At 64.8% G+C, this 14,046-nt stretch carries 11 protein-coding genes and 1 tRNA gene; 2 read left to right on the forward strand and 10 right to left on the reverse strand.

What is annotated here, in order from left to right; all coding sequences use genetic code 11:
• The first annotated feature begins 417 nt into the window (after positions 1-417).
• Entirely contained in the window at positions 418-5,247 is a 4,830-nt protein-coding gene (locus GGD65_RS13270) for an NAD-glutamate dehydrogenase (RefSeq protein ID WP_183235551.1), read from the forward strand.
• Between the two features lie 988 nt (positions 5,248-6,235).
• Here the strand turns inward: GGD65_RS13270 and GGD65_RS13275 are convergent.
• The 9 genes from GGD65_RS13275 to GGD65_RS13315 form a co-directional block, all read right to left on the reverse strand.
• Positions 6,236-6,311, reverse strand: a tRNA-Phe gene (locus tag GGD65_RS13275).
• 175 nt (positions 6,312-6,486) lie between these two features.
• Positions 6,487-6,669 (reverse strand): DNA gyrase inhibitor YacG, encoded by a 183-nt coding sequence (gene yacG / locus GGD65_RS13280; protein ID WP_026202520.1) that lies wholly within the window; start codon positions 6,667-6,669, stop codon positions 6,487-6,489.
• A 145-nt stretch (positions 6,670-6,814) separates the two neighbouring features.
• Positions 6,815-7,444, reverse strand: a complete 630-nt coding sequence (locus GGD65_RS13285; RefSeq protein WP_018321268.1) for a Maf-like protein — start codon at positions 7,442-7,444, stop codon at positions 6,815-6,817.
• A gap of 153 nt (positions 7,445-7,597) precedes the next feature.
• On the reverse strand, positions 7,598-8,065 hold the full coding sequence (locus tag GGD65_RS13290) for a low molecular weight phosphatase family protein (RefSeq protein WP_018321267.1): 468 nt from the start codon (positions 8,063-8,065) through the stop codon (positions 7,598-7,600).
• A gap of 5 nt (positions 8,066-8,070) precedes the next feature.
• Positions 8,071-8,568, reverse strand: a complete 498-nt coding sequence (locus GGD65_RS13295; protein WP_018321266.1) for a UPF0262 family protein — start codon at positions 8,566-8,568, stop codon at positions 8,071-8,073.
• On the reverse strand, positions 8,565-9,860 hold the full coding sequence (gene hisD / locus GGD65_RS13300; RefSeq protein ID WP_183235552.1) for a histidinol dehydrogenase: 1,296 nt from the start codon (positions 9,858-9,860) through the stop codon (positions 8,565-8,567). Before hisD ends, GGD65_RS13295 begins: the two co-directional genes overlap by 4 nt.
• Before the next feature lie 145 nt (positions 9,861-10,005).
• Positions 10,006-10,455 carry a DUF2948 family protein gene (locus tag GGD65_RS13305; RefSeq protein WP_183235553.1) on the reverse strand — a complete coding sequence of 150 codons (450 nt, stop codon included), beginning with the start codon at positions 10,453-10,455 and terminating at the stop codon, positions 10,006-10,008.
• 82 nt (positions 10,456-10,537) lie between these two features.
• A complete protein-coding gene (locus GGD65_RS13310) occupies positions 10,538-11,197 on the reverse strand; it encodes an epimerase (RefSeq protein WP_183235554.1) in 660 nt (219 codons plus the stop codon).
• Between the two features lie 26 nt (positions 11,198-11,223).
• Complete coding sequence (locus tag GGD65_RS13315) at positions 11,224-12,162, reverse strand: SDR family oxidoreductase (RefSeq protein ID WP_183235555.1); 939 nt, start codon at positions 12,160-12,162, stop codon at positions 11,224-11,226.
• An 84-nt stretch (positions 12,163-12,246) separates the two neighbouring features.
• Between GGD65_RS13315 and GGD65_RS13320 the strand changes: the two genes are divergently transcribed.
• Entirely contained in the window at positions 12,247-12,888 is a 642-nt protein-coding gene (locus tag GGD65_RS13320) for a TetR/AcrR family transcriptional regulator (protein ID WP_183235556.1), read from the forward strand.
• Positions 12,889-13,104: 216 nt separating this feature from the next.
• Here the strand turns inward: GGD65_RS13320 and GGD65_RS13325 are convergent, their stop codons facing one another.
• Entirely contained in the window at positions 13,105-13,929 is an 825-nt protein-coding gene (locus GGD65_RS13325; protein WP_183235557.1) for an alpha/beta fold hydrolase, read from the reverse strand.
• Between the last annotated feature and the right edge of the window lie 117 nt (positions 13,930-14,046).

A 14,046-nucleotide genomic window follows, 5' to 3' on the forward strand; every position in this document is an offset into this window, starting at 1 on the left:
GTAGAGCCGCGAGCGGGATCGAAATCCGATCAGAAGGCCGGCCTCGCAAAAAAGTCGGCTGGCGAGCTGCCGTTCACCCAATGGCGAAAAGCATATCAGCTGTAGCCCTACGCGTACAGCGAACGCATGCGGCGAAGCTAGGGGGCGTCCGAAACTGAGAGGGATGGTGCGCCACTCCGAACAAAACTGAGAACTCGTATGCCATTGAATACACTTACGATTTCTCGTGGCATCTGCGACCCGGCCGTGTCGTAGGCCTTTTTGCCGCGGTTCCGCGCGCCTTGGCCGCCGGAGTGGTAAGATCAGGTGCCGAGGGCAGATTTCGCGGCGCCGGATCTCGGTCAAGATAACGGCGCTCGAAGCGATGAACTCCAGAAGCAAACTGATGATCGCGGTTGCGGTCGGACGATGCGAGAGATGGAGGACGTTATGGAAGCGTGGCGTGACGACAAGGCCCGGTCGACCCTGATTCGCAATGCTGCGGCCAACGTGCAGCTAGGCAACGCGCCCCGGACTTTTGCCGAACTCCTGTTCGGCCACACCAATAGCGAGGATCTCGCCAACCACGACGCCGCTTCGCTGGCCTTCCTGGCCGAGCAGGCCTGGGAACATGTACAGCGGCGCACGGCGGGGCACGCCGATATCCGCATCGTCAATCCGACGATGCCGGATGGCCGCGAGATCTCCGTGCTCGAAATTCTCAACGACAACATGCCCTTCCTGTTCGACTCCACTTTGGCCGAGCTAGCCGAGCAGGGCATCGAGGTCGCCCTGGTCGCCCATCCGATCATCGCCGTGGAGCGCGACGAGCAAGGCAAGCTGATGCGCTTCCATGGCGAAACCCTGCCGGCGGGAGCAAGGGGCACGCGCGAAAGCCTCATCCATCTCCACATCGCCCGCATGGACGTCGACGCCGACCGCCAAAAGCTGGTCGATGGGTTGACCATGACGTTGAACGACGCGCGTGCCTGCGTCACCGACTGGAAGCCCATGCGCGCCCGCATCGAGGAGGCGATCAAGATCTTCTCCACCAATCCGCCGCCGCTGCCGATCGACGAGATCGCCGAAGCCAGCCAGTTCCTGCATTGGCTATGCCTGGACAATTTCACCTTCCTGGGCGTGCGCGAATATCGCTTCTCCCCCGACGGCGATGCGTCGGATGACATCACGACCGGCGAGGGCCTCGGCATCCTGCGCGATCCCGAGGTGAAGGTCCTGCGCCGCGGTCGCGAAATGGTGGTGATGACGTCGGAAATTCGCGAGTTCATGCGGGAGCCGAGCCTTCTCATCGTGATCAAGGCCAACGTGTCCAGCCGCGTTCATCGCCGCATCCGGATGGATTATGTGGGCATCAAGCTCTATAGCCCCGACGGCCGGCTCGAAGGAGAATTGCGCCTCGTCGGTCTGTTCACGTCCGGCGCCTATACCCGATCGGTCAAGCAAATCCCTTACGCCCGCCACAAGGTGGCGCAGGTGCTACAGCGCGCCGGCTTCGACCCGAACAGCCATTCGGGCAAGGCGCTGACGCATATTCTCGAAGATTATCCGCGCGACGATCTGTTCCAGATCGACGTCGACACGCTCTACAATTTCGTCATGGAGATCCTGATCCTCTATGAGCGCCCCCGGGTCCGGGCGCTGGCACGCGTGGACAAGTTCGATCGCTTCGTCTCCATCCTCTGCTTCATTCCGCGCGACAAATACGATACCGACGTGCGCACGCGCGTCGGCGCCTTCCTCTCGCAGGTCTACAAGGGGACCCTGTCGGCCTCCTACGTGTCCTTCCCCGAAGGATCACTGGCGCGCGTCCACTACATCATCGGGCGATATGAAGGTAAGACCCCGGTCGTCGAGCGCGAGACACTCGAAGCCGGGATCAGCGCCATTGCCGAGACCTGGGCCGACAAGTTGAAGGTCGCGCTCGCAGCGTCTGCCGACGGCATGCGGGCGCGCATGCTCGCAAGCCGCTATGCCCAGGCCTTTTCCGGCGGCTACACCGAGATATTCAGCGCCGAACAGGCGATCGCCGACATCACCACCATCGAAAAGCTCACCTCAGCCCGACCGGTGACGATTTCGGTTTACCGCCTCGCGGGGGACGACGATCCCAGACGATTCGGCCTGAAGGTCTTCTCGGATGCCGCACCGCTGTCGCTATCCTATCGCGTGCCGGTGATTGAAAATCACGGCTTGAACGTGGTCAACGAACGCACCTATCAGATCGTGCCGCGCACCAGGCAGGCGCCGGTATGGCTGCACGATATGACAATCGAGACCAGCGACGGCAAGCCGATCGCAATCAGCCGTGAATTCAACCACCGTCTGGAAGCCTCGATCATGGCGGTGGTCCGCGATCGCGCCGAATCCGACGGGTTCAACGCACTGATCCTGCGCACAGCCCTGAGTTGGCGGGAAGTATCGACGATCCGCGCGCTGTCGCGCTACCTCCATCAGATCCGCGCTCCGTTCACCCAGGACTATATGTGGGAGACCCTGCGCAGGAACGCCGCGATTACCGCCAACGTCGTCGCCCTGTTCCAGGGCCGCCTCGATCCGCGCCTTGGACTCACGATTGCGGAGCGCTCGGCGCGCGAGATGGCTCTCGTCGCCGAGATCGAGGAGCAGCTCAAATCCGTCGCCTCGCTCGATGAAGATCGCATCCTACGCCGCTTCACCAATCTCGTGCAGGCAACCATCCGCACCAATTTGTGGCAGGTCGGTCAGGATGGACATCCGCATCCGGTGATCTCCTTCAAGTTCGACGCCCGCAAGATCGAGGCCCTGCCGGCACCGCGACCACTGTACGAGATTTTCGTCTACTCGCCCCGCGTCGAAGGCATTCATCTGCGCTTTGGCAAGGTCGCGCGCGGCGGTCTGCGCTGGTCCGACCGGCCGCAGGATTTCCGTACCGAGATCCTGGGCCTCGTGAAGGCACAACAGGTGAAGAATGCCGTGATCGTGCCGGTTGGCGCGAAGGGCGGCTTCGTGCCCAAGCGCCTGCCGTCACCCTCGGGTCGCGACCACTTCATGGCGGAAGGCACCGAAGCCTATCGTATCTTCGTTCGCACGCTGCTCGAACTCACCGACAATCTCGACGGCGACACCATCGTGCCGCCCGACTCGACTGTGCGGCATGACGGCGACGACCCCTACCTGGTCGTCGCCGCCGACAAGGGCACCGCCACCTTCTCCGACATCGCTAATGCGATCTCGGCCGAGAAGCACCATTGGCTCGCCGATGCCTTCGCCTCCGGCGGCAGTCAGGGCTATGACCACAAGAAGATGGGGATCACGGCGCGAGGCGCCTGGGAGGCGGTCAAGCGTCACTTCCGCGAGCTTGGCACCGACATCCAGACCAAGCCGTTCACGGTTGCCGGCGTAGGCGATATGTCGGGCGATGTCTTCGGCAACGGCATGCTGCTATCGCCGGCGACGAAGCTCGTCGCGGCGTTCGATCACCGCGACATCTTCATCGATCCCTCGCCTGATCCGGCGGTCAGCCTCGCCGAACGCAAGCGCCTGTTCAGCCTGTCGCGATCGAGCTGGCAGGACTACGACAAGTCCCTGATCTCGCAAGGCGGCGGCGTGTTCTCGCGCTCGCTCAAGGCGATCCCGCTTGCGCCGGAAGTGCGCGCACTGCTTGATCTCGACAAGCCGCAGGCCACGCCTTTCGAGGTGATGACAGCGATCCTCAAGGCCCGCGTGGACCTCCTGTGGTTTGGCGGCATCGGCACGTATATCCGCTCGTCCTCGGAAAGCGATGATCAGGCCGGCGATCGCGCCAACGATCCGATCCGCATCACAGGCGCCGATGTCCGCGCCCGGGTGATCGGCGAAGGCGCCAATCTCGGCGTCACCCAGCGCGGCCGTATCGAGGCGGCACAGAAGGGCGTGAAGCTCAACACCGACGCCATCGACAATTCGGCCGGCGTGAACACGTCCGACGTCGAGGTCAATATCAAGATCGCGCTGGCGCGCCCCGAGCGCGAGGGGCGCCTCAGTCCAGGCGACCGCAACAGCCTGCTCGCCGCGATGACCGAGGAGGTCGGCGCGCTGGTGCTGCGCAACAATTATCTTCAGACGCTGGCGCTTTCGCTGGCCGAACGGAAAGGGGTGGCCGAGATCAGCTTCCTCACCCGACTGATGCAGTCGCTAGAGCAGCGCGGCCTGCTCAGCCGCGCCGTGGAGTTCTTGCCCGACGATGCGGCGATCACTGAGCGTACGAGACGCAGCCAGCTCCTGACGCGGCCCGAGCTTGCCGTGTTGCTCGCTTACGCCAAGCTGACGCTGTACGACGACCTGCTTGCAACTGGCGTACCCGACGATCCCTATCTCGCCCGCGAACTATCCCAATATTTTCCGCGCCAGGTGCAGGAGCAATTCCCGACAGCGGTACAATTGCATCGGCTCCGGCGGGAGATCATCGCCACCAATCTCGCCAATGCCGTGATCAACCGGGGCGGCCCGGCCTGTGTCGTGCGCCTGACCGACGAGACCGACGCCGATATCGCCACCATCGTCATGGCCTTCGTGGCGGTGGACGAATCCTACGGCCTCAAGCGGCTCAATGCCGGGATCGATGCACTCGACACCCGCATCGACGGGCAATTGCAACTCGGCCTCTACGCAGCGATCCAGGATCTCCTGCTCTCACGCATGGTCTGGTATGTGCGCAATGCTGATTTCAAGGCCGGTCTGGACGCCGTGATCGCACGCTTCGGCCCCGGAATCCAAGAGATCGCCGCCGGGCTCGACAAGACCCTGCCGCAGGATTCGCAGGCTGGGCGCACCAGGCGGCGGCAGGATCTGATCGATGCCGGTGTCCCGGCGGGCCTTGCCGCAGAACTCGCCGATCTCGATGCGCTCCTCTCCGCACCGGATATCGTCACCGTCGCGGAGCGCACCAACCGGGCCATCGGTGACGCCGCCACGACCTTCTTCGCCGCCGAGGCCGAATTCAGACTCGATCGGATCATCGCCGCCGCGCGCAGCGTGCCGGCCAACGATAATTACGAACGTCTCGCCATCGATCGTGCCGTTGGCCAGATCGCGGCCGCGGAAAGAGCACTGGTCGCCAACATGCTGGCAAACGGCGAATCCGGCCAGCAGGCCACCGGCGACTGGCTTGCGGCTCATCCTGAGGCGATGCGCGTTCGCCGCTTGGTCGAGGAGATCGCGGCCAGCGGCTTGACGCTCGCCAAGCTGACGGTGGCAGCCAATTTGCTGGGAGACCTCGTCCAGGCCTGAGTCCCGACGGCCGACCTCGCTCGAAGCGATAGTCTGTGATGTCGACGCCAACGAGGCCGCCATGGGCCTCGATTGCCTGCTGCTGAAGATCACGCGTCTGTCCCCTCCCTCACTCGTCCAGGGTCGCGATCTCTGCCGGAAATCGCACCGCAAGCGGCGCCAGTCGCCGCTATCGGTCGGCCAGGGCTCCAGTTCCTCGGTCTCAACTCTCGGCCAGGCGAGCAGGAACGGCATGTTCAGATAGGTCCACATGGCGCAGCCGGCGAAGGAGGCGAGTTGCAGTTCCGTCCACGGCGTTTGCAACTCATGGCCGGCAAAGCTCGCCCGCGGTTCAAGCAGCTCTTCGAGCACCGTTCCGTCGTCAGCTTTCAGAGCCACCCGGCTCGGCTCAAAGCGCGAGCGCCGATTGTCAGCGCCGAACGGAGCGTGTGACGCCCACTCCCTCTTCAGACCCGCGGTGACGTTGGTCCGCTCGAGGGTGACAGCCTGTCCCTTCAAGGACCACAGGACGCCGCCCTGCACGAGATCCGCCGACACCTGCTCGAACTGCCGCCACCGATCGAGGCCTCCATGAGCTTCGATGGCAATATCCTTGAGTTGCTTCATTATTGGGCTCCTGCGGAAGCCGCGCGGGATCGCGCGGCCTTTGTGGCGGGAGCCTAGGCGGTCGGCCAAGCCTGCCGAACGACTTAGATGCCTTGATTCCAGACACCGCCGCGAGCCGCGGTTTTCCAAATGCCTCTTCCACGCGTCGCTGCTTTGAAGGCGCCGGTACGATGCCGTTTCGAGCTGGTCGACGGTCAACAGATAGTGTCGATCGCGGAGGCCGGCGTGGAAGGGCGTGCGGAAGCGTGGTCCTGAACGCTGGATTTGACGTACATAGACTTAGCGAGCCCTAGGAAGAGAAATACGCGAGCGCGCTTCGCGCCGATCATCTGGCGAGGCGCAATCGTACAAGATCGTGCTCCAGCGTGGAAAAGCGTAGAAATGGTGCCCAGGGGCGGAATCGAACCACCGACACTGCGATTTTCAGTCGCATGCTCTACCAACTGAGCTACCTGGGCGTGCTCCAAGAGAGGGGCCAAAGCCCATCGAGCGGGCGGTTTATAGTGGGCCGGAAGCGGCCTGTCCACCCGGCTTCGCCAAGAGGCTTCGCCGGGCGCGGCCCGGCTGTGCACAAGCTGCCGCCGCTGGCGCGCGGCGCGTCGACCGGCCGAATAAGTCCATGAAACTATTTGCTTATTCTACATCGTCCACGTCGTCGTCGCGGCCGGGGATGACGTAGGAGCCTTTCAGCCAGCGGTTCAGGTCGACGTCGCGGCAGCGCGACGAGCAGAACGGACGGGTGGCTTCCGATTGCGGCTTGCCGCAGATCGGGCAGGTTTTGAGCGGGCTGGCGGGCTTTTTGACGTGGTCGTCCATGATGTCGGCAGCTTGCACGGGGTGAAGGGGTTCAAGAGCCTGTCGGCAAACAGGTTCCTCGTACCGGCGGCGCGTGCGCCCCGTCAGGCTATTCTACTGTGCATGGGGTTGTTTTCGCGATTTTGTTGGGCCGCGGCTGGCCGGCTCACACCGCGGTGGCGTTGAGCCAGCCGAAGCGGATCGGAAAGCCCTCGCCGCCGAGCAGCGTGGTGGTCTCGTAGAGCGGCAGGCCGACGACGTTGCTGTAGGACCCCACCATCTTCACCACGAAGGAGCCGGCGATGCCCTGCACGGCGTAGCCGCCGGCTTTGCCGCGCCATTCGCCGGAGCCGATATAGGCCTGGATGTCGTCTTCCGAGAGGCGCTTGAAGCGGACGCGGGTCTCGACCAGCCGCTGGCGGAACGCCTCGCGCGGCGTCACCAGGGTGATCGCGGTGTAGACGCGGTGGTTGCGGCCCGACAGCAGCCGCAGGCACTGCGCCGCCTCGTCCACGAGATTCGCCTTGGGCAGGATGCGGCGGCCGACCGCCACCACCGTGTCGGCGGAGAGGATGAAGGCGCCGCGCAGCTCGTCATCCAGCTGCACCGATTTGAGCGCCGCGTCCGCCTTGGCCCTTGCGAGCCGATTGGCACAGGCGCGCGGCAGCTCGCCCCGCTTCGGCGTCTCGTCGACGTCGGCCGGCCGGAGCGCGTCCGGCTCGATGCCGGCCTGGTTGAGCAGCGACAGGCGCCGCGGCGAACCGGAGGCAAGTACGAATTTGGGGCGGCCAAGCATCAGTGATTTGGGGGATGAGCAGGGGGTGAATTGCGCGCGGAACCTATCGGAAGGGGGCTGATTTCACAACCCGGGAACCCGAGCTTTGGTGATTCGAGGCTTCCGACAGCATGTGCCCACGGTGTGTGACGGCGGTGTTACGGGTGCCGAATGCTACCCGCTCGCCGCGCCCACCTTGGCAAAACGCCGGCGGATGCGCATAAGCAGTTGGTCGCAGACGTCGCGATAGGCTGCCAGCTTCTGGTCGCGGCTGCCCTCGATGGTGGTGGGATCCTGCGTCGGCCAATATTCGACGTCGGCCGCCAGCGTCCGCGTCAGCTCCAGCGCCTTGTGGTGCGCCTCGGGCGAGAGCGTGATGATGAGGTCGAAATTCAGCCCCTCCCAATCCTCCAGCTCCTCGAAGGTCTGCGGCTTGTGAGCGGAGATGTCCTGGCCGAGCTCGGCCATCACGGACACCGCGAACGGATCGAGCTCGCCGCGCCTCGCGCCGGCCGATTTCACGTAGAGGCCCTGCGGAAACATGTGCTGCAACAGGCTCTCGGCCATCGGCGAGCGCACGCTGTTCATCGCGCAGGCGAACAGCACCGATTGCGGATCGCGTGCGCGTGGCGGACCCGCCATCGCGCTTACCCCTTCCAATGAAGGACAGTAATGAGCGTGAACAGCCGGCGCGAGGTCTCGAAGTCGACCCGCACCTTGCCCTTCAGCCGCTCCTGCAGCGTACGCGATCCCTCGTCATGGATGCCGCGCCGACCCATGTCGATGGCCTCGATCTTGTCGGGGGTCGCGGTGCGGATCGCCTGGTAGTAGCTGTCGCAGATCATGAAATAGTCCTTCACGATCCGCCGGAACGGCGTCAGCGACAACAGATGCGCGACGACAGGCGTGCCGTCGTCACGGCGGATGTCGAACATCAGCCGGTTGCCGGTGATGCCGATATGCAGCGTGAACGGGCCCTTCCCGTCGGCGCCATCGGGCGCGAACAGGTTCTGCTCGATCAGATCGTAGATCGCGATCGCGCGCTCATGCTCGATATCAGGCCCGGAACGGCCGATCGATTCTTCGTCGAGCGTGACGCCGACGATGCGATTGGTCGAGTCGTCCTGTTCGGGCAGCACTGTCATGACAGATTGAGACGCAATCCAATCGAACGCGAATGGGCGTCCAGCCCCTCCGCTTGTCCGAGCGTCATCGCGGCAGGTCCGAGCGCGCGCAGCTGATCCGGGCCGCACTTCAGGATCGAGGTGCGCTTCATGAAGTCGTGCACCGACAGCCCTGAGGAGAATCGCGCCGAGCGCGCCGTCGGCAGCACATGATTGGAGCCGCCGACATAGTCGCCGATCGCCTCCGGCGTGTGGGGCCCGAGGAACACCGCGCCGGCATTGCGGATCTTCGCAGCGAGCGCATCGGGATCAGCCGTCATGATCTCGAGATGCTCGGCGGCAATCGCATCCGCGAGCGGAATACTGTCGCTTAAGTTCTTCACCATGATGATGGCGCCGAAATCGGCCCAGGACGCGCCGGCAATCGCGGCGCGCGGCAGCGTCTTCAACTGCGCCTCGACCGCCTTTTCGACGTCGGCGGCAAGGCGCGCCGAATCGGTGATCAGGATCGACTGCGCGCTGGCATCGTGCTCGGCCTGCGCCAGGAGATCGGCGGCGATCCAGTCGGCATTGCCGGTGTCGTCGGCGATCACCAGCACCTCGGAGGGGCCGGCGATCATGTCGATGCCGACCTTGCCGAACACCAGCCGCTTGGCGGCGGCGACATAGGCATTGCCGGGGCCGACGATCTTTGCGACCGGCGCGATCGTCGCGGTGCCGTGCGCCAGCGCCGCCACGGCCTGCGCGCCGCCGACGCGGTAGATCTCGGTGACGCCGCCGAGCGAGGCCGCCGCCAGCACCAGCGGATTGAGCTTGCCGTCGGGCGACGGCACCACCATCACCAGGCGCGAGACGCCGGCGACTTTTGCAGGCACCGCGTTCATCAGCACCGAGGACGGATAGGCCGCGGTGCCGCCGGGCACGTAGAGGCCGGCGGATTCGATCGCGGTATAGCGCCAGCCGAGCTCGACGCCGAGCGGGTCGGTGAAGCGCTCGTCCTTCGGCAACTGCCGGCGGTGATAGATTTCGATGCGGTCCCGCGCGAGCTTGAGCGCATCCAGCGTCGCAGGCTCGCAGGCCTTGTTCGCGGCCTCGACTTCGGCGGCCGAGACGCGCAAGGAGGCCGCATCCAGCGTCAAGCGGTCGAACTTTGCGGTGGCCTCGAGCAGCGCGGCATCGCCCCGCTTTGCCACGTCGTCGACGATGGCGCGCGCGGCGGCTTCGACGTCGGCCGAGACCTCGCGTTTGGCGGCGAGGAAGGCCGCGAATCGCTGGTCAAAATCGGCGCTGCTGCGGTCGAGGCGAACGGGCATGTCTGGCTTGGCTTCTGGCTGGTCTTTGGAGCGGATTGGCGCACCAGGTCCCCTGCTCAATGGCGCGGCGGGGAAGCGGCGTCAACCCTCGCAAGCCGCCGTTCTGGCGCAGGCCTGAGCCGGTGCGGCTGGTATACAGGTCACCTCATCCCTCCCCTTCGATCTCCAACCCCGTTCCCAATGCGTCCGTACCGAGGTCGGTCAGCTCACATTCCAGGCATTCGACGTCGAGCCGGATGGCGCCGCCCTCGGCGAACAAGAGCAGGGCGCTGCCGCCGGGCTCCTCGTCGCGCCCGTCCCGGGGATGAAATTCGATGCCGACGAGGTCCAGGACCTTGTCGGGAGCTGCGAGCTCGATGTTGCGCGACTTGCAGGCGAGCACGCGGTCGAAGCGGAGCGCGGCGACCAGCCGGCGCGGCTCGGCCTCGCCCTCCAGCGTCTGCTCCCAGTCCAGCCGGCTCATCCCGACCACAAGCCGCTTCTCGCTCTGCCGCCAGATGATGTCAGAGGCCTGGACACGGGCGTCCTGGACATGGGTCGAGATCACGGCGAGATCGTCGGCGTCGAGGGCGATCAGTTTGAGCTGGGGCGACATCGCCGACGCTTCTCCTTCGAACTGGACAGGGTTCAACGCGCACAGGCCCCGAAATTTCCGCTCAAACTAACGGGCCGGCAGGCTAGAGGCTATTGATATCCTCCATCTCGAGCACCTTCCGCGGATACCCCTCCCGGGCGACGCGGATCATGGCGCGGCCGATCTGCTCGGTCGAGGTGACGAGCCGCGGCGAGAGCCGGCGCAGCACCGACCAGAGCGGCCAGGTTGCGGTATAGACCGCCTGCACCCAGGCGGTCTTGGAACGGGCGCCGTGCAGCGGCTGGATCGCGCCGGGCCGGAACATGTAGGCGGCCCGGAACGGCAGCTTCAAGAGATCGTTCTCGGTCTTGCCCTTGATCCGCGCCCACATCCGCGAACCCTGCTCGGTGGAATCGGTGCCGGCGCCGGTGACGTAGGTGAAGACCATCTGCGGATTGAGGCGCGCCAGCGTCGTCGCAGCCGCAAGCGTGAGGTCATAGGTGAGATGGCGGTAGCGATCTTCGCTCATGCCGATCGAGGACACGCCGAGGCAGAAAAAGCAGGCATCGAAGCCGGTGAGCTCGGCCTCGATCGTCGAATAGTTCAGAAAATTGTCGTGCATGATCTCGGTGAGCTTGGCGTTGCGCACGCCGGTTGGGCTGCGGCCGACCACGAGCACACGGTCGATGCCGGTATCGACCAGGCATTCGCGCAGAACGCCCTGCCCGACCATGCCGGTCGCACCGAAGATGATGACTTGCATCGGGATGTTCCTGGCGGGCTCGCGGCTCATGCCGCGGCCGCGATCTCGTCGAAGGATACACCGGTCAACGTCGCCGAGACATCCCACAGCATGGCAGCGGTGGCGAAATCCTTCGCGTGTGGCATGATCCGCGCTGGCGCTGGCGCCCCCTTCATTTCGTAGAATCCGTTCGGGCCGTAATAGCCGCCAGGCTCTGCCGTGGGCGAAGTCGCGGCGAGCAGCGTCGGCAGCGCACCCTCGGCGGCGGACTGGCTGAACAGCGGCTGGAGCAGCCGGCCGATCCGCCACTGGAACGTGTTGGCGCCCGGCCCGTTCGCAATCAGGTCGGTGCGCGCAAAGCCGGGATGCGCGGCAATGCTGCTCACACCCCAGCCGGCCGCGTCGCTGCGACGTTGCAATTCGAGCGAAAACATCAGCATCGCCAGCTTGGACTGGCAATAGGCGCGCCACGGACGATAGGAATGCTTGCTCTGCAGATCGTCGAAATTGATCGCGCCGGAGCGGTGCGCAAGGCTCGAGAGATTGACGACACGAGGCGCCTTCGCGCGGCGAAGCTGCGGCAACAGTTGCGCCGTCAACGCGTAGTGACCGAGATAATTGGTGCCGAGCTGCATCTCGAAACCATCCTCGGTCTGCTGCCGCTTCGGCAGCGCCATCACGCCGGCATTGTTGACGAGGAGGTCGAGCTGCTCGTTGCCGGCGGCAAAGCGCCTGGCGAAATCGGCGACGGAGGCGAGGCTGGCGAGATCGAGAGGCTCAAAGGCGATCAACGCATTGGGAAACCGCTCGCAGATGCCTTCGATCGCCCGCAGGCCCTTTGCGTCGTTGCGTCCGGTGAGTATGACAATGGCACCGGCGCCTGCCAGCGCCATCGCCGTCTCGTAACCGAGGCCACCCGTCGCCCCCGTCACGACGGCCGTCTTGCCGGCGAGAGAGGGGATGTCTGCCGTGGTCCAGTCGGTCATGCCATGTCTCCGTTCGGGGCTGGAACGAGGCCCGCGACCGGTCTAAATGTGCACTTAGTGCAATTTTGCAAGAGGTGAACCAATTTGAGGGCTTCGAAGGTGGTCCGGAAACGCGTCAAGTCATTGTCCGGGGACGGAAAATCCCCGGCCGCGCCCGGCCTGCGCCAGCGCAAGCGGCAACAGACCCGCGAGCGGTTGACCCGGGCGGCGATGGCGCTGTTCCTGGAGCGCGGCTTCGAGGCCACGACCATCGACGATATCGCGGCGGCGGCGGACGTGTCGCGCCGGAGCTTCTTCCACTATTTCGCGTCCAAGGAGGACGTGGTGGCCGCCTGGCAGGAGAATGCCGCCAGCGCGCTGGTCGCCGAGGTCGTCGCACGGCCCGCGGCCGAATCCATGCTGACGGCGGCGGAGAATGCGATCGCGGCGGCGGTCAAGCGGCTCGATCCGGCGGAAGCAGCTGCGATGTCGCGACTCAAGCGCGACAATCCGGCACTGCAGGCGCGCGATCAGCTCAAATACGAGAAGCTCGAGCGCGCGCTGGCCGAGGGCCTTGCCCAGCGCGGGCGAACCAAATCCGACCGGCTGCGGGCGCGGCTCGTCGCCATGATCGCCACCGGCGCGATGCGCGTCGGCGGCGAGAGCTGGATCGGCGAAGGCGCGCGGGAGAAGCCGGAGGCTTTCGTCAAGCGCACCTTCGATGCGATCAGGGCGATCCTGAAGTGAGCGATGCGTTCACCCTCCAGTATCGTAGCGTGGGCAAAGCGACTTGTCCGCCGTAGCTCGTAGAGCGAAGGCGGAAGCGTGCCCACGTCTTCTTCGTAATTTATGGCGGGTGGTGGGCACGGCGCAATTGCGCCTTTGCCCACCCTACGATTTCGGACTCGCGAAGAGAGACCCCTCACCCGTCTCCGCAAGGAGAGGGGGTAAGAGTCATCCTGTTCACTCCCTGAAGAACGCCAGCAGGTCCGCGTTGATGGTTTCGGCGTGCGTGGTCGGCATGCCGTGCGGGAAACCCTTGTAGGTCTTCAGGATGCCCTTCTTGAGCAGCTTGGCCGACAGCGGCGCAGAATCGGCATAGGGCACGATCTGGTCATCGTCGCCGTGCATCACCAGCACGGGCACGTTGATCTTCTTCAGGTCCTCGGTGAAGTCGGTCTGCGAGAACGCGACGATGCCGTCGTAATGCGCTTTCGCGCCGCCCATCATGCCCTGGCGCCACCAGTTCTGGATCACCGCTTCCGAGGGTTTTGCGCCGGGACGGTTGTAGCCGTAGAACGGGCCGGCGGGGAGGTCGCGATAGAACTGCGTGCGGCTGGCGGCGAGCTGCTTCTGGAGATCGTCGAATACACTTTTCGGCAGGCCGCCGGGATTGGCCGCGGTCTGCACCATCAGCGGCGGCACCGCGGACAGGATCGCAGCCTTCGCCACCCGGCTCTCGCCATGGCGCGCGATGTAGTGCACGACTTCGCCGCCGCCGGTGGAATGGCCGACATGGATGGCGTTCTTGAGGTCGAGATGCGCGGTCACGGCCGCGAGATCGTCGGCATAGTGATCCATGTCGTGACCGTCGGAAACCTGCGACGAGCGGCCATGGCCGCGGCGGTCATGGGCGATGACGCGATAACCGTTGTTGACGAAAAAAATCATCTGCGCGTCCCAGTCGTCCGCCGACAACGGCCAACCATGGCTGAACACGATCGGCTGGCCACTTCCCCAATCCTTGTAGAAGATCTCGACGCCGTCTTTGGTGGTGATGGTGGGCATTGATTGCTCTCTTTCGGTGAGGATCAGTGACGCTGCACGTGCGCAAGCACGCGCCGGTGATACGCAGATAGTCGCGCGAGACCGCGAATGCGATGCCGGGCATCAACAGGGAACGTT

The sequence above is a fragment of the Bradyrhizobium sp. CIR18 genome (assembly GCF_014198295.1).
In the GTDB taxonomy this organism is placed as follows: domain Bacteria; phylum Pseudomonadota; class Alphaproteobacteria; order Rhizobiales; family Xanthobacteraceae; genus Bradyrhizobium.